Source organism: bacterium, from assembly GCA_041648665.1.
In the GTDB taxonomy this organism is placed as follows: domain Bacteria; phylum UBA10199; class UBA10199; order 2-02-FULL-44-16; family JAAZCA01; genus JAFGMW01.
This window is the reverse complement of record JBAZOP010000010.1, coordinates 1-15,628: the sequence shown is the minus strand read 5'-3', so window position 1 is coordinate 15,628 and position 15,628 is coordinate 1. Positions and strand designations below refer to the sequence as shown.

The 15,628-nt window shown below is 60.2% G+C and carries 14 protein-coding genes and 2 tRNA genes; 15 read left to right on the top strand and 1 reads right to left on the bottom strand.

The window, feature by feature from the left end:
* Window positions 1–14: 14 nt before the first annotated feature.
* From pheS to WC683_05505, 10 genes are all read left to right on the top strand, one after another.
* Entirely contained in the window at window positions 15–1,052 is a 1,038-nt protein-coding gene (gene pheS / locus WC683_05550) for a phenylalanine--tRNA ligase subunit alpha (protein MFA4972057.1), read from the top strand.
* Window positions 1,053–1,065: 13 nt separating this feature from the next.
* The gene (gene pheT / locus WC683_05545; protein ID MFA4972056.1) at window positions 1,066–3,126 is read left to right on the top strand and encodes a phenylalanine--tRNA ligase subunit beta; all 2,061 of its coding nucleotides are present in this window, start codon (window positions 1,066–1,068) and stop codon (window positions 3,124–3,126) included.
* 34 nt (window positions 3,127–3,160) lie between these two features.
* On the top strand, window positions 3,161–3,454 hold the full coding sequence (locus WC683_05540) for an integration host factor subunit alpha (GenBank protein ID MFA4972055.1): 294 nt from the start codon (window positions 3,161–3,163) through the stop codon (window positions 3,452–3,454).
* Between the two features lie 86 nt (window positions 3,455–3,540).
* On the top strand, window positions 3,541–4,023 hold the full coding sequence (locus WC683_05535; GenBank protein MFA4972054.1) for a MerR family transcriptional regulator: 483 nt from the start codon (window positions 3,541–3,543) through the stop codon (window positions 4,021–4,023).
* Between the two features lie 49 nt (window positions 4,024–4,072).
* Window positions 4,073–4,148, top strand: a tRNA-Pro gene (locus WC683_05530).
* A gap of 38 nt (window positions 4,149–4,186) precedes the next feature.
* A complete protein-coding gene (gene cysE / locus WC683_05525; protein MFA4972053.1) occupies window positions 4,187–4,855 on the top strand; it encodes a serine O-acetyltransferase in 669 nt (222 codons plus the stop codon).
* Between the two features lie 26 nt (window positions 4,856–4,881).
* The gene (gene mnmA / locus WC683_05520; GenBank protein ID MFA4972052.1) at window positions 4,882–5,952 is read left to right on the top strand and encodes a tRNA 2-thiouridine(34) synthase MnmA; all 1,071 of its coding nucleotides are present in this window, start codon (window positions 4,882–4,884) and stop codon (window positions 5,950–5,952) included.
* Window positions 5,940–7,229 carry a tRNA (N(6)-L-threonylcarbamoyladenosine(37)-C(2))-methylthiotransferase MtaB gene (mtaB, locus tag WC683_05515; protein MFA4972051.1) on the top strand — a complete coding sequence of 430 codons (1,290 nt, stop codon included), beginning with the start codon at window positions 5,940–5,942 and terminating at the stop codon, window positions 7,227–7,229. The genes mnmA and mtaB overlap by 13 nt, the downstream gene beginning before the upstream one ends.
* Window positions 7,226–7,936: a ribonuclease III gene (rnc, locus tag WC683_05510; protein ID MFA4972050.1), complete on the top strand. Its 711-nt coding sequence runs from the start codon at window positions 7,226–7,228 to the stop codon at window positions 7,934–7,936. The genes mtaB and rnc overlap by 4 nt, the downstream gene beginning before the upstream one ends.
* Before the next feature lie 25 nt (window positions 7,937–7,961).
* Window positions 7,962–8,594 carry an NAD(P)H-dependent oxidoreductase gene (locus WC683_05505; protein ID MFA4972049.1) on the top strand — a complete coding sequence of 211 codons (633 nt, stop codon included), beginning with the start codon at window positions 7,962–7,964 and terminating at the stop codon, window positions 8,592–8,594.
* A gap of 13 nt (window positions 8,595–8,607) precedes the next feature.
* Here WC683_05505 and WC683_05500 read toward each other — a convergent pair whose 3' ends face one another.
* Complete coding sequence (locus tag WC683_05500) at window positions 8,608–11,094, bottom strand: hypothetical protein (protein MFA4972048.1); 2,487 nt, start codon at window positions 11,092–11,094, stop codon at window positions 8,608–8,610.
* Between the two features lie 253 nt (window positions 11,095–11,347).
* Here WC683_05500 and era point away from each other — a divergent pair, with 253 nt between their 5' ends.
* From era to WC683_05475, 5 genes are all read left to right on the top strand, one after another.
* Window positions 11,348–12,244 (top strand): GTPase Era, encoded by an 897-nt coding sequence (gene era, locus WC683_05495; GenBank protein MFA4972047.1) that lies wholly within the window; start codon window positions 11,348–11,350, stop codon window positions 12,242–12,244.
* 7 nt (window positions 12,245–12,251) lie between these two features.
* On the top strand, window positions 12,252–13,355 hold the full coding sequence (locus WC683_05490) for a hypothetical protein (GenBank protein ID MFA4972046.1): 1,104 nt from the start codon (window positions 12,252–12,254) through the stop codon (window positions 13,353–13,355).
* A 98-nt stretch (window positions 13,356–13,453) separates the two neighbouring features.
* A tRNA-Met gene (locus tag WC683_05485) sits at window positions 13,454–13,527 on the top strand.
* 160 nt (window positions 13,528–13,687) lie between these two features.
* Window positions 13,688–14,383 carry a PTS sugar transporter subunit IIA gene (locus WC683_05480; protein ID MFA4972045.1) on the top strand — a complete coding sequence of 232 codons (696 nt, stop codon included), beginning with the start codon at window positions 13,688–13,690 and terminating at the stop codon, window positions 14,381–14,383.
* Window positions 14,384–15,628 (top strand): proton-conducting transporter membrane subunit (locus tag WC683_05475; protein MFA4972044.1); only part of this gene is annotated, 1,245 nt, incomplete at its 3' end. It abuts the gene before it with no gap.

Sequence of the window (15,628 nt, the reverse complement as noted above, 5' to 3'; positions counted from 1 at the left end):
GTTTTCAAAAGGCGGTGATCGCTTTGAAGGAAAGAATCCTTGAGGAGATCGCTCAGTTGAAGCGGCAGGCGCAGGCCGAATTGGGCTCTGTGAGCGACGTCGCGTCCGCGGAGGCCTGCAGGGTGAAGTATCTCGGCCGCAAGGGGCTGATCACCTCCATACTGAAGTCGCTCAAGGACGTGCCTGCGGATGCTCGTCCGGAGGTGGGCCGCGAGATCAACGTGGCCAAGTCCATAGTCGAGTCCAGGCTCTCCGAGCTGATCCCTGCGCTCGGCACCGCCGCGATCGCGGATTCAGTCTCGAAACAGCGCATAGACATCACCCTGCCCGGCAGGGGTATGCGCCGCGGCCACGAGCACCCGCTGCGCAGGGCCATGGCGGACGTGCTCTCCATTTTCACGGATATGGGTTTCTCCGTGCACGAGGGCCCCGAGATCGAGACCGATTACTACAACTTCGAGGCGCTGGGCGTTCCGGCCGACCATCCTGCCCGCGACATGCAGGACACCTTCTACGTCGAGGGGGGGAGGCTTTTGCGCACGCATACCTCTCCCGTGCAGATCCATGTGATGGAATCAAAGAAGCCCCCGATCTGCGCGATCTTTCCGGGAGCGGTCTTCCGCAGGGACAACGACATCTCGCATTCCCCGATGTTTCATCAGGTGGAGGGCCTGATGGTCGATCGCCACATCACGATGGGCGATCTCAAGGGCGTGCTCTCCACATTCTGTCACCGCATGTTCGGTCCCTCGCTCGCGGTCAGGTTCAGGCCGAGCTACTTCCCGTTCACCGAACCCTCCGCCGAGGTGGACATCCAGTGCGTGATGTGCGGCGGGGCGGGTTGCCGCGTCTGCAAACAGACCGGGTGGATCGAAATACTCGGCTGCGGGATGGTGGACCCGGTCGTCTTCAACTCCGTGAAGCTCGACCCGAAGACATACAGCGGGTTCGCCTTCGGCATGGGCATCGAGAGGATAGCGATGCTCAAGTACGCGATAGGCGACATAAGGTTGTTCTTCGAGAACGACTTGAGATTCCTTGAACAGTTTTGATCGGCTTAAAAATATGCGCGTACCTTTGGATTGGCTACAGGAATTCGTGGAGGTGAGGACAGGGGCGGAAAAACTCGCCCAGTCGCTCACCATGAGCGGTCTCGAGGTCGAGTCCCTGGAGAAGGCGGGAAGGACCGCCATCTTCGAGATCGGCGTCACGCCGAACAGGTCCGATTGCCTCTCGGTGGCTGGCCTCGCGCGCGAGATCGCCGCGATCACCGGCGCCAAGCTGAGCTTGCGCGGCGAGAAGCCGCCCAGGGGCGAGGGACGCATGGCCAAGGCCGCGAAGATCTCGGTCCAGTCCAGGGCGCGCTGCCCCAGGTACGCCGCGCGCGTGATCAGGGGGGTCAAGATAGGCGCGTCGCCGCAATGGATCTCGGCGAGGCTCGCCGCCTGCGGCATACGCTCGATCAACAACATAGTCGACGCCACCAACTACGTCATGCTGGAGACGGGCCAGCCCCTGCACGCCTTCGACCTCTCTAGGCTCGGCGGCAGGAGGATCATCGTCAAGACCGCCGAGGAGGGCCGCAGTTTCGCGACTCTCGACGGGGTGAAAAGGCTGCTTTCCTCGGACGACCTCATGATCTGCGATGCGAATGGTCCCGTGGCGCTGGCCGGAGTGATGGGCGGCGAGAACTCTGAGGTCCGCGAGGACACCGTGGAGGTCCTGCTCGAGAGCGCGTACTTCGCCCCGACGGGCGTTCGCAGGAGCTCCAAGAGGATCGGGCTCTCGACGGAGTCTTCCAGGCGTTTCGAGCGCGGCGTGGATCCGAACGGCGTGCTCAGCGCGCTTCACAGGCTGACCGCTCTCATCGTGGAGACCGCGGGAGGCGCACCCACGGAGGACTGGGTCGACATCTATCCCAAGAAGATAATGCCCGCGAGGCTTTCTCTGACCGCATCCGACGTGAACCGCGTTCTGGGCACTGATCTTGGCGCGCCGAAGGTCGCCTCCATTCTCAAGCGGCTTGGGCTCGGCGTTGCGTCGTCCGGCAAGGGAAGGATCGTTGCTACGATCCCCACCTTCAGGCCGGACCTCACGAGGCCGGTGGACCTGGTCGAGGAGGTTGCGCGCCTGTACGGCTACGGCGAGATAGAGGCGACGATGCCCAAGATCGTGCTCTCCTCGATCGCCCGGCCGCGCTGTGCGACGGAGGAAGAGGCGGTGAGGGGGGCGCTGATCGGCGCCGGGCTCACTGAGATCGTGCTCTACGGTTTCGCCTCCGAGGAGGTCCTGGCTCCTTTCGCGGATCAGGGACCGGAGCCGATCCGGATAATAAACCCTATCTCCAACGAGCAGGGGCTGATGATCATCTCGCTCATCCCCAACCTCGTGGAGGCGGCGAAGCAGAACCTCATGCGCCAACGCGAGGACGTGCGCCTATTCGTTCTCCAGAAGGTCTTCCAGCGGACGAAGGCGCTCGATTCCATCGACGAGCCGCGCATGGTCGCGGGTCTCGTCTGCGGGCACCGCTGCCCCGGCGCGTGGGAGCGCTCCAAGGAGGCGGTGGATTTTTACGACGCCAAACTCTGCGTCGAGACCGCCGTAGGCGCGCTCGGGCTTTCGGAGGATGTGATATTCCAGAGGGGCGAGCCGCCGGCGTTTTTGCACCCCGGCAGGTTCGCGTATGTGCTGCAGGGCAACGCGAGGGTCGGCTTCGTGGGCGAGCTGCACCCGGACCTCGCGCGCAGGCTCGGAATCGCGCAGGAGATCTACGCGTTCGAGCTCTGCTTCGAGAAACTGGCCATGAGCGCCCAGTCGAGGGCGCCGAGGTACCGCGAGTTTTCGAGGTTCCCGTTCGTGATCCGCGACATCGCGATCATGCTGGACGACGGCGTGCCGCTCTGCGAAGTGGAGAAGGTGATATCCGACAGCGGCGTGAAGATCCTCGACGACGTGCGGCTGTTCGACGTCTTCCGCGGGGGCTCTCTGCCGGCCGGAAAGAAGAGCATGGCCATATCGCTCCGCTTCTCCAGATCGGACAGGACCCTGACCGACGAGGAGGCGAGCTCGGCGCACGCGAAGATAGTGGATGATCTCTCGGCAAAGCTTGGCGCTGTGCTGAGATGATTTACGGACGACTTATAAACGAAGGGAGGCAGTCATGACGAAGGCCGAGATAATAGAGCAGATCTACGAGAAGGTGGGGTTCTCAAAGAAGGAATCGGCTGAAATTGTGGAGCTGGTCTTCGACACGATGAAGGAGACGCTGGAGCGCGGCGAGAAGATCAAAATCTCCGGTTTCGGCAACTTCGTCGTGCGGCAGAAGAGGCCGCGCATAGGGCGCAATCCCCAGACCGGCGAGGAGATAGAGATCACGGCTCGCAGGGTGCTCACGTTCAGGCCCAGCCAGGTCCTCAAGGCCGCGCTGAACAAGGGCGAGGCCCAGGGCGCATAGTGCTAATGACCGGCCGTCGCCTCGTGTCGGACATCTAAATCGACATGGGATTGCCCGGCCTGATGCAAAGGGAAGGGGAGGCTTATATGCCGCAGATCCCTAATAAGCTCTATTTTCGTATCGGCGAGGTGAGCGACCTCGTCGGGGTGAAGCCCTATGTCCTGCGGTACTGGGAGTCTGAGTTCACGGACATAAAACCCTCTAAGTCCAAGTCAGGCCAGCGCCTCTATAAGCGCAGGGACGTGGAGCTCCTGCTCCGCATAAAGGAGCTGCTCTACGAGGAACGCTTCACGATCAACGGCGCGCGCAAGAGGCTCAAGGAGTTCACAAAGGGCGACGGCAACGGAGCTCCTGTCCATGAGCCTGAGGAAGAGGTCCTGGAGGCGGCGGAAAAGGTCGAGGGACCGCGTCAGCTCGACGTCTTTTCAGAGACCGACCTGGAGGAAGATGAGGAAGAAGATGCGCCCCCTTCAAGGTCCGCGATGGGTATGAAGGACAGGGGCAGCTTCAAGGCCTTCAAGAAGATAAAGAGGGATCTCGAGGAACTGCTTACGCTGATCAGGACATAAGATCGACACAGGGAAGCCCGGAACTCTTACCCCCCGGCTGTCTGAGACACGGGGCGTAGCTCAGCCTGGACTAGAGCGCTTGCTTGGGGTGCAAGAGGTCGCCGGTTCGAATCCGGCCGCCCCGACATCGGGGGGTAAGAGATCCGGGTTTCCTCAAGAGATCATGATAAACCTCATAAAGACGATCAGGGACGATTTCAGGATGGTCTTTGAGCGCGACCCTGCGGCGCGATCGAGGCTTGAGATTATCCTCTGCTATCCTGGTTTGCATGCCCTTGTATTACATAGGGTTGCACATGGCTTATGGAAGCATCACTTGAAGCTGTTGGCGAGGGTTTTGTCCCAGTTTTCCCGCTGGATCACGGGTATCGAAATCCATCCTGCTGCCACCATCGGCAGACGTTTCTTCATAGACCACGGCATGGGCATAGTCATCGGCGAGACAACGGTGATCGGCGAGGACGTGACCCTGTACCAGGGGGTCACCTTGGGCGGCGTGAGCTGGAGCAAGGGCAAGCGTCACCCGACCCTCGAGGACAAGGTGGTGGTGGGCGCCGGCGCCATCATCCTGGGCCCCATCAAGATCGGCCACGACAGCCGCATAGGTTCCTGCTCGGTCGTGATACACGACGTGCCCACCCACTCCACTGTGGTGGGAATACCGGGCAGGGTCGTGCATCGCCGGGACCCGATCATCCATCACGGGCAGGTGCACGAGTACGATCTTGCGCACAACACGCTCCCCGACCCGTTCGGAGAGGCGATGGACGGCATGCGCCGCTCGATCGTGGAGCTGGAGAGACGCCTCGAATTTCTTGAGAAGAAGTCGTGACCTCGTTTCGGAAGTCGGATTGGAATATGACACATGGTTGCGGAAAAAAGGTCGTCGTCGCGATGAGCGGCGGCGTGGACTCCTCCGTCGCGGCTGCGCTGCTCGTCGAGCAGGGCTATGACGTGGTCGGCATGTCCATAGACATGTTCTCCTGTCATGCCTTGCGGGGGCAGAGCTGCTGCTCCGCGAGGGACAGGATGGACGCGAGGAAGGTCTGCGAGGGTCTAGGGATCCCCCATATTTCGATCGACCGCAAGATGGAGTTCAAGAAACTGGTGATCGACCCGTTCGTGGAGGAGTACCTCTCGGGCCGAACCCCGTCGCCGTGCGTCGCGTGCAATCGCTCGATCAAATTCCCCGCTCTCATGGAGGAGGCCGCCCGTCTCGGCGCCGGGCTCTGCGCCACGGGCCACTACGCGCGCATCGAGGAGAGGGGCGGCGCGTTTGCGCTCCAGAGATCCTGCGACGAGAAGAAGGACCAGTCGTATTTCCTCTTCAGCCTGGGACAGGAAGAGCTCTCCAGACTCCTCTTTCCGCTAGGGGAACTGAATAAGTCCGAGGTGAGGAAAAAGGCGGCCGAGCTCACGTTCGACAATGCCGAGAAGAAGGAGAGCCAGGAGGTCTGCTTTGCGCCCGACGATGGTTACGCCCCGTTCGTCGAGTCGCAGGCCGCGGAGAGGATCGGCGGGCCCGGGGAGTTCGTGGACGCCGCAGGAAAGCGGCTCGGCACTCACGAGGGGATATATCGATACACGGTCGGGCAGCGCAGGGGGCTTGGCAAGGCCTTTGGCCGCAGGCAGTACGTGCTCTCGATAGACCGGGCCCAAAACCGCGTGGTCCTCGGCCAGGACGCTGATCTCATGCGAAGCGAGATCACGGTCTCGGGCGTGAGCTGGACCCACCCGAATAATGCGGGGGACAGGAACTCCGTGGTGAAGGTGAGATCCACGCACCAGGGCGCGCCTGCGCGCATTGAGATGCAGGGCGCACAGAGGTGCAGGGTGCTCTTCGACGAACCGGTGCGTGCCCCTGCGCCCGGCCAGGCGGCGGTATTCTATGATGGGGATGAAGTCCTGGGAGGGGGATGGATAGAATGATGCGCGTCGCCCTCACAACGCTTGGCTGCAAGGCCAACTGGTCGGATACCGAGGCGGTCGCGCAGGCTCTTGCTGCAGCGGGTCTCGATATAGTCGATTTCGAGGATGATGCCGAGGTCTACGTCGTCAACACGTGCACCGTCACGGCGCTGGCCTCTGCGCAATCGAGGCAGATGCTGAACAGGGCCAGGAAGCGTTCGCCCGCCGCGTGCGTCATCGCGGCCGGCTGCTACGGCGAAGTCGCGAGGGACAAACTCGTTGCAATGCGCGAAGTCGACGGGGTGTTCGGCACCTCCGACAGGGAGGGGCTCATCAGTTTCATCCTTGAACGCGCCGGGATCCAGGGAGAATGCGCTGCCCGCGATCGCGCGTTCGGGCCAGTGGCCTGCGATGCGCAGTCGAGGGCTCGCGCGTTTCTCAAGATACAGGAGGGCTGCGACAAGGCCTGTGCCTACTGCATCATTGCAAAGGCCAGGGGTCCCTCTCGGAGCCTCGCCCCCTCCCTCGTCGTCTCTGCGGCGAAGAGGCTCGGAGAGCATCATCAAGAGATCATCCTCGTCGGCATAGACCTGGGGCAATACGGGGGGGACCTCTCGCCCAAGGTCAGGCTCTTCGACCTCGTGAAAAACCTTGTGACAGACGAGCGTGTCCCCCGAATCAGGCTGAGCTCGCTCGACCCCAAACATGCCGGCGCAGAGTTGGGTGAAATCATCTCCTCGGGCGGCCTCTGCAGGCACGTCCACCTCTCGATACAGAGCGGCTCGGACGCGGTGCTCCGCCGCATGCGCAGGGGCTATGGCGCCCGGGATGTCAAAGAATCCGCAGATGCGCTCGCGAGGGCGGCGCCGGGGATCGCGATCACGGGCGACATCATCGCGGGTCTCCCCGGCGAGACCGAGGAGGACCACAGGGCCACGCTTTTGCTCCTCGAATCCATGCCGATCGCAGGGCTGCACGTGTTTCCCTTTTCTCCCAGAGAGGGGACCCCGGCGGCCTCCATGCCAGGTCAGGTGAGCTGCGCGATGAGGCGCAGGAGGGCATCGGAGCTTAGGACCATGGCCGCAAAAAAACGCGGCGCGTTCCTTCAGCACTTGATCGGAAAGTCCATGGATGTCATTGTCACCTCCAGGGAGGCGGACGGCCAAGGGATGGTGAAGGCCTTTTCAGACAACGCTATTGAGCTGCGGCTACCTGCGGGGCGGATCGGCTACGGCGCCATGGGGGCGGCTGCAATCACACGGGTGAACGGCGTGCGCGCAAGGGGGGAGTGGAGATGACGAAGGAAGAGAAGGCCCGGCTCAAGGATTTCGAGAAGGCGATCGGCTATAAATTCAAGCACAGGGAGAGCCTGCGCAAGGCGCTCGTGCACAAGTCATATGCCAACGAGCGAAAACTCGCGCAGACCGAGCACAACGAGAGGTTCGAGTACCTGGGCGACGCGGTGCTGGAGCTCGTCATAAGCCACCTGCTCATGAAGCGATTTCCCGACTCACCCGAAGGGGATCTCTCGAAGCTGCGCGCCGCGGTCGTCAACGAGGGGCAGCTCGCCGAGCTCGCGAGGGAGATAGGGCTCGGCGAATACATGTACCTCGGCAAGGGGGAGGACCAGACCGGGGGCCGCGACAAACCGTCGCTTCTCTCCGACGCGCTCGAAGCGGTCTTCGGCGCGATCTACCTCGACCGCGGTTTCAAGAAGGCCTTCGGCGTGATCGAGGGGCTCTACGAGGACCTGCTGGAGCGCGCCGGCGGCGTGGGCTTCGTGCGCGACTTCAAGACCAGGCTCCAGGAGGTCTCCCAGGCGCGCTTCAGGGCGGTGCCACGCTACAGGCTCCAGAGCACCACGGGTCCGGACCACGCGAAGACCTTCGAGGTGCACCTGTACATCCAGGACAGGCTCTGGGGCGTGGGAAAGGGCGCATCCAAGAAGGCGGCGGAGCAGGAGGCAGCCATGCAGACGCTGGAGAAGATCGACGCGGGGAAATGATTTCACCCAAAAAGAGGAGGGTCGAATGAGCAAAGTACTCTATATAAAAGCCTCTCCCAGGCGCGATCGCTCGCACTCGGTGGCAATCGCCGATCAGTTCATCGATTCGTATTCCAAGATCGATCGCTATTCCGAGATCACGATCCACGACGTCTTCAAGATGGAGCTCCCCTCGATGGACGGCCTGACTCTCGCAGCGAAGTACAACATACTGCATGGCCGGACGGCGACGAGGGAGGAACAGGTCGCATGGATGGCGGTCGAGAGCCTGATCAAGGAGTTCATGGAGGCCGACAAATACGTCTTCGCAGTGCCGATGTGGAACTTCGGCATACCCTACAAGCTCAAGCACTACCTAGATGTGATCATCCAGCCCGGCTACACATTTTCATATTCGCCTGACGAGGGTTACAAGGGGCTCGTGCTGGGCAAACCGGCCTTCGTGGCCTACGCCAGCGGAGGGGAGTACGCGCCGGGCACGCCTGGCGAGGATCTCGACTATTGCCGCAACTACATGAGCCTCGCGCTCTCCTTCATGGGCATCACCGATGTACGCCAAATCGCGGTCGAACCCACCCTGCAGATGGGGGCAGAGGAGGCGGCCAAACGGCAGGAAGCCGCCATCGAGAAGGCGCGAAAAATGGCCAAGGATTTTTAGGGGTGCGGGGATTTCACTCGATTCCCCCCAATTGGGGGTACGCATACATGAGCACTTCTGCAATGGAGTCGAACATTTCAGCCCTTTCCTCCATTATCTTCCCCCATGTATCGCGATCCCAGTAATATGTATAGGCTGCCAGGTCTGAAGAGAGGTTCAAATATTTAGAGGCCTCAACGCTGCCCGCGTAGGTAGGCTCAAAGTATCCGTCATCCATATCGACCCTTGCATACTCGATATCTTCACGCGCATCGGCCATCTCCTCCTTCGATATTCCCATTGTCTTCATCGTCTCATAATGCTTGCCATGCTTGATCATGGAGGCGTCCATAATGTTCTTTTCTACGGTCAAATAATTCTGCAAGCTGAAGAAGCTGTAGAAAGAGTTTATAGAAGTCCCATCCTGCAGGCCGAGCATCTCCAGCATAACTTCGCCTTGGTAGTCCATGTAGAAATTATTTGCATCTGAATAGGTTGTTTTGGTTTTTTCTACAACCTTTTCCGGTACGCCCATGCATCTCAAGGTATTGGCTTGAACGGCGAGCGCGTACGCCGTGCCGGTCTGCTGGTAATCGGATAGAGTCAGGATATCGGATTCGGACATGATGGCGCCTGCATTGAGCAACAGGTTCGTTGCTTTAATGTCTCTTTCATGCGCTGCGCGTTCAATCTCCACGAGCGGACGATTGTCATGATTCATGTCCTGATAAGCGTGATAGCACTCGTGCACTATCGTTCCGAAAATAGCGGTTGTGTTGAAATTGCCGTTAAGAGGAGGAAAGGTGATCTCGTTGTCGTCCGAATTATAATATGCATATACGAGATTGGACATGGGGACGTCCCTCTCGCTCTTCGTCCGTATCGATATGCGGCCATTTCTTATGGCCGCTTCTACTGCATCGACGAAGGGCTCGAGATCGCCCGATATGAGCCCCTCGCCGAGGGGTGATGTGTTGAATGATTTCGCCACTCGGAGGGATACGATTGTGGCGATTCCATAGACGAGGGTCTCGAGGCCTGTGTCCCTCTCGGTAAGATCCGTGGCCATTCCCAGGATATCCTCCTCGTCGACGCCGTGCTGGATGCCGAATGAGACTATGTCCTCAAGGATTTTCTTCTGTGATAATTTCATCCGTCCTATGTCGTGCATCTTTACGATCTCGTCGACGACCGCCGGCGCCACTTTCTCCTTTAAGATGGGATCCCAGCCGGCTTTTATGTGCTCGTCCAGGATCTTCGCAGCACTCTCCGACATGCCGTACATCGTCTTGATCTCGTCGGCGGTGGGTTGGCAGCGTTCCATCGCCTCTGGGAGTATTTTGCGGATGTGTTTTTCCGCCATGAGAAGCCCCTCAAGGCCTCCTCGGAGAGGCTTCGCTTCGAGCTCCCCCAGCGGATCATAATTCAGAAACCAGAAAAGGCCGTAGCGCTCGGGTGAATTGGATATTCGTTTCTGGCAGATCATGCCGACTCCAGAGGGGTCGTCATGATGCTTTAACAGTTCTTCGACTTCGTCATCTTCGATCTCCTTCCATCCCGGCGCCATGAACGACATCGCATGGCTCCAAGTAGGAGCGTGGGTATCGGTTTCGCGGTCGGGCTTGGATATGATGCGCGCGAGCGTTTGACCGACCGTGCACTTGGGCACCGAATCGGGATAAGGTTGGTTCCTCCCCCCGCGGCTCAGGGGCTTGGGGAGTATGGTGTAGAACGCATCCTCGCCCGGATTGAGGGCGTCCGGATAGGTGCACCCCGCAGCGTCGCCGTAGATTCGGAAATATGGTATATCCCCGTATCGCGGGTTCTTTACCGAAGTACCGCCCATCAATTCTATGGGGACGAGGTCCAGCGACCACGAGTCATTTACCTCCTGCTCGATGGCCCTGTACAGGTGTCCGCGAACACCTTCAGGACACCTTTGGAAATCAGGATATTTTCCACGGACGTCGGCCAACATTCCGTAAACAGCTGTCTCAATTATCTCATCTTCGGAAATTGATCCGAAGTAATATTCATCGGTAATTGATCCGAAGTAATATTCATAGGTATAGTTCGATTGAGGCGAGAGCACCTTTGAAAATATGGATACTGAGAGTTCATTGGCGTAAAGTGAGATGCTCTCCATGTTCGCTGCTGAGATGGGTGCTCCACTCGAGCGTTTCGTCTCCATGTCGAGGATTGCATCGACTGACATCGAGGCGATCCGATCCAGGAGATGCATATTCTTTAACTGGATATGGTTGTCGAGGCATTCGACATAGTCGTCCGCCAGCGGGCCATAAGGGATATCGTATGTCGCGAAGGACTGGTCGCATATCTCGGCCTGTTTGAGGATCTCTGCCGGATCGGTTCCAACAAAATTGTCGTGGAGGTTTGTTCTGATAATATTTTTTGCCTCTTCGGCTTTCATGCCGGTATGCTGAGGCTCGTTCCCTGTAGCGGAGAACAAATTTTCAAGGACGCTGTAAACGGTGTCCAAGGTTTTGGATAGATCGAGCATGGAAGACTCCAGCCCCCCCTGGATGTCTCTTGCTAATTATCGGCTGAAAATGGAGAAAGTTGCGCGATAAAGGGGCCGTTTCTACCCATCGCAACTAATTGATTTTACACAATAATAAAGCCTTGTTTCAGAATCTCCCTTTGATTCGTCGGCAGCGCCGAACGCTGGACGGAAGTGCGCGATTCTGTTAATTGTTTCAACACCTGCTGCAAAAAGGACGAGAAGTGCGGACCCTGCTGCTGCGGCTGACCATATGGCATTCAAGAGCGGATACGTGGCCATACTCGGCCGCCCGAACGTAGGCAAGTCCACGCTGATCAACTCGATCTTAGGCGAGAGGCTCGCCATAGTCACGCCAAAGCCGCAGACCACGCGGCACCGCATAGTGGGAATCCACAACGCCAAGGGCTGCCAGATCGTATTCCTGGACACCCCCGGCTTCCATCACTCGAGAAAGCCGCTCAATCAGGCGATGAACGAGATCGTGGAGTCGGTGATCGACGATGCGGACCTCATCCTGCTCATGGTGGACGCCTCCTCGAACGAGTACGACGTAGAGAAGGAGCTCTTTTTACGGATCGGCGGCGAGCGCTGCATAATCGTGGCGAACAAGTCCGACCTCGCCGACCGCTCGAAGTTCAGGGAGAGGGCCTTCGCCTTTCGCGACGATTGGGGGGCCAGGGAGGTCGTGTATCTCTCGGCGCTCAGGGGCGACGGCGTTCCCGAGCTGATCGAAGTCATAGAGGAGCGCCTGCCCGAGGGCCAGCAGCTCTTTCCCGACGACTCCTACACCAGCCACCCGGTCAGGTTTCTCGCGGCCGAGATCATCCGCGAGCAGGTATTTCTGCAGATGCAGCAGGAGATCCCGTACTCGGCCGCGGTCGAGATCGAGGAGTTCAAGGACCCGAAGGAAGAGGGGGACATCACGCGCATCAAGGCGGCCATCATAGTGGAGCGCGAGTCGCAGAAGTCCATGGTCATAGGCAAGGGCGCGACCCGCATCCGCGAGATCGGCACGCGCGCGAGGGAAGAGATCGAGAAGCTTGTGGGCAACAAGGTCTTTCTCGATCTGCAGGTGAGGGTCGTGAAGGACTGGACAAAGGACCCTGACATGATCAAAAAACTCGGTTACAGCAGCCAGCTGGAATAAGGAACATATGAAAAAAATCGCCATCCTCTTCGCAGCCGTCCTCTCTCTGATGACGACATTCCATTGTCAGGCAAAGGAGCCTGAGGAGGGCCGCTCCTCCCCCGGCTCTCTGAAATACGCGTGGGCAGGCAAGCCGATACCGGGCGATCTGTGGGACATGGCTCAGGCCGACATCGACTCGGACGGCGCGGCGGATACTGTGTTGCTCGAACGCCGCAGAATCCGCGTGGGCTCGCTCTCCGAAGCGGGATTCGCGGAGAAATTCTCATGCGGGTGGAAGGCTGCAGCGGACGCGGCTCGAGTGTATCTCATCGACCTCGATGCGGACGGAAAACCCGAGGCTGCGATATCGGCGGTCGAGGACGGGCTGCCCGCGTCGGTGGTGCTCAGGCTCGACCCCGCGGCCGGCAGATGCGAAGAGGCGGTCAGCTACGCGCGCTATTCGGTTCGCGCCTTAGGCGTGCCCGATGAATCGGGATCATTGAGACAGAAGCTCGTCGGCCAGGCGTGGAACCAGGAGAAGTTTTTCTCGGGCGCCGTGCGCGAACTCGCGCTCTTTGGCAATAAACTGAAGGCAGGCGAGAGGCTCGATCTGCCGCGCTACACGGACATCTACCAGTTCGCCATGCTGGCTTCGGCGGACGGCGCCCCCTCTGTCGCGGTCCTCAAGGGGCCGGCGCACATGGAGGTCTACGAGAACGTGCGCCGGGGCAAGTGGAAGAGGGTGTGGCGATCGGGCGAGAGGCTCGGCGGCACCTCCAACGCCCTGCCTGCGGAGCAGAGGCCTGCGCTGGACGAGGTTATGAGCGATATTGCGGTATTCGACATCTCTCCGATCGCGATCGGCTCTAAGATCTTCGCGGTCAAGGCCGACATGCCTGCGCACGACATCGTGGGCACAAAGCCGTACGTCAGGGGAGGCGAGGTTGTGGAGTTTGTCCCTGACAGCGCGCTGGGCTACGTTGAGCAGGTGCGAACCCAGTGGCTGCCCGGCGAGATCGCGGCCATGGCGATGGATCAGGGCGGGGGGCTCACCCTGCTCCTGAAAAACAGTGCTAACGCGTTCGAGAACGCCTCCGGCGCAAAGGTCATCTCTTTTGATATCCCCTAGCGATCTTGTTGAAATAAATGACGGAAATGACGGATTAGTAACTTGCACAATCCGCAAGTTTGTGGAATATGCCGACACCCGGATTTAAGGCATATATTGGCGGGATAGCTCAGATGGTGAGAGCGAGGGATTCATAACCCCTAGGTCGACGGTTCGATCCCGTCTCCCGCCACAATGAACAAGGGTGCTGAAAAGCGCCCTTGTTTTTTTATGGGCTCGTAGGCGTTCTACAAGCCTGATTTTATGAAAAATTTGGACAAACGGGATTCTATGTCCTATATTGTCCACCCAAGTTCCTTAGAGTCCTATATTGAGAATCGTGAGGCATTATTATGAAGCTGATGGTCAAGGATGTTGCCGCACTGCTGAATGTCTCTGAAAAGACGATCTATCGCTGGGTCAGCAAGGGGGAGATCCCCTCATATAAACTGAAGGACCATTACCGTTTCAGCCGGGCCGAGGTCCTGGAGTGGGCGAGCGCGAAACGGATGCCGATCTCCGAGGAGGCCTTGGCCCCGGCTGAGCAGGATTCCGGTCCTCTGCCTACCTTCGTGGAGGCGATAGAGTCCGGCGGCATATTCTACCGCGTGGCGGGTGCGGACAAGACCGCGGCGCTGAAATCGGTTGTGGATATGTTGCGGCTCCCGGACGACGTGGATCGCGGATTTTTGCACAAGATCCTGATGGCCCGTGAGGCGCTCGGCTCCACCGGCATCGGCGACGGCATAGCGATCCCGCACGCCCGCAACCCGATAGTGCTCAACGTCGAGCGCCCCGGCATCACTCTCTGTTTCCTGGAGCATCCGATCGAGTTCGACGCGATAGACGGCAAACCGGTGCGCGTGCTCTTCACCATCATCAGCCCCACCGTGCGCTCTCACCTGCATCTGCTCTCGCGGCTCGCCTTCGTGATGCGCGACGCGGGGTTCAAGGACGCGGTGATGCGCGAGGCCTCGCGCGACGAGATACTGAGCCAGGCGCGCCGGGTCGAGTCCGGATTGGCCCGCGGCAGGGAAGGGGGCGCATAGGTGGCGCTGCTTTTGTCAGCCATCGCGCTCGTCGCGTTCTCCGGCGTGCCCGCGCTTGTGGGCAGGGGGCGCGGCGGAGGGATCGCCGCGGCCCTTGCGATGATCGGCGCCGCAACGGGGCTCGTCTTCTCGACGCTCGCGTTCCTTCGCGGCGATCTCGTCTCGTACTTTCATGCGTGGCCGATCCCGTACGCCGCATTCTCGGTCGGCCTCGATCCGCTCTCCTCATTTTTCCTGATCCCGATATTTCTGCTCACGGCGCTGTCCGCCCTCTACGGCCGCGCCTACATGCGCGGGCGCGCGGGTGCGGGACGATCGCCCCTCTTCTTCGGGCTCCTGGCGGCAGGCATGGCGATGGTCGTGATCGCGCGCAACGGCATGCTCTTCCTCATCTCATGGGAGATGATGGCGATTGCCTCCTTCTTCCTGGTGACCTTGGACGACGACCGCGCGAACGTGCGGCGCGCGGGGATCACCTATCTCGTCGCAACCCATATCGGCACCGCGTTTCTCTTGGCCCTCTTCGCGCTCATGGCCGCGCACGCCGGGAGCATGGAGTTCTCGGAGTGGAAGGGCGCTGCGGCCTCTCTGCCCTCCGCCGGCGCGCTCTTCATCCTGGCGCTCGTCGGTTTCGGGACCAAGGCCGGGTTCATGCCCTTGCACGTCTGGCTCCCGGAGGCGCATCCGGCGGCCCCTTCGCATGTCTCTGCGCTGATGTCCGGCGTGATGATCAAGACCGGGATATACGGGTTGATGCGCATTCTGACGCTCCTTGGTGCCCCGCCCGAGTGGTGGGGGTGGACCCTCATCGCGATCGGCGCGATCTCAGGCGTGATGGGAGTCCTCTACGCGCTCGCGCAGCATGAGCTCAAGGCGCTGCTGGCCTACCACAGCGTGGAGAACATCGGCATCATCGCGATCGGATTCGGCCTGGGGCTCTTCGGGGTCTCACGCGGGATGCCGGTCGTGGCCTTCCTCGGCTTCGGCGGGGCGCTGCTGCACGTGCTCAACCATGCGATCTTCAAGGGGCTGCTCTTCCTGGGCGCAGGCGCCGTGATCCGCGCCTCGGGCACCGGCGAGATCGACCGGCTCGGCGGGCTTCTGAAGCGCATGCCGCACACCGCGGCGGCGTTTCTCGTCGGCTCGGCGGCGATCTCGGGCCTACCGCCGCTGAACGGATTCGTCAGCGAGTTTCTCATCTATCTCGGCGCGTTCGCGATCCTGGTGACTCCGGGTGCGACGATC

What these genes read in the sequence shown, in the direction of transcription:
- pheT (MFA4972056.1), top strand. Translation starts at nt 1,066, where the DNA reads ATGCGCGTACCTTTGGATTGGCTACAGGAATTCGTGGAGGTGAGGACA.
- WC683_05540 (MFA4972055.1), top strand. Translation starts at nt 3,161, where the DNA reads ATGACGAAGGCCGAGATAATAGAGCAGATCTACGAGAAGGTGGGGTTC.
- WC683_05535 (MFA4972054.1), top strand. Translation starts at nt 3,541, where the DNA reads ATGCCGCAGATCCCTAATAAGCTCTATTTTCGTATCGGCGAGGTGAGC.
- cysE (MFA4972053.1), top strand. Translation starts at nt 4,187, where the DNA reads ATGATAAACCTCATAAAGACGATCAGGGACGATTTCAGGATGGTCTTT.
- mnmA (MFA4972052.1), top strand. Translation starts at nt 4,882, where the DNA reads ATGACACATGGTTGCGGAAAAAAGGTCGTCGTCGCGATGAGCGGCGGC.
- mtaB (MFA4972051.1), top strand. Translation starts at nt 5,940, where the DNA reads ATGGATAGAATGATGCGCGTCGCCCTCACAACGCTTGGCTGCAAGGCC.
- rnc (MFA4972050.1), top strand. Translation starts at nt 7,226, where the DNA reads ATGACGAAGGAAGAGAAGGCCCGGCTCAAGGATTTCGAGAAGGCGATC.
- WC683_05505 (MFA4972049.1), top strand. Translation starts at nt 7,962, where the DNA reads ATGAGCAAAGTACTCTATATAAAAGCCTCTCCCAGGCGCGATCGCTCG.
- WC683_05500 (MFA4972048.1), bottom strand. Translation starts at nt 11,094, where the DNA reads ATGCTCGATCTATCCAAAACCTTGGACACCGTTTACAGCGTCCTTGAA.
- era (MFA4972047.1), top strand. Translation starts at nt 11,348, where the DNA reads ATGGCATTCAAGAGCGGATACGTGGCCATACTCGGCCGCCCGAACGTA.
- WC683_05490 (MFA4972046.1), top strand. Translation starts at nt 12,252, where the DNA reads ATGAAAAAAATCGCCATCCTCTTCGCAGCCGTCCTCTCTCTGATGACG.
- WC683_05480 (MFA4972045.1), top strand. Translation starts at nt 13,688, where the DNA reads ATGAAGCTGATGGTCAAGGATGTTGCCGCACTGCTGAATGTCTCTGAA.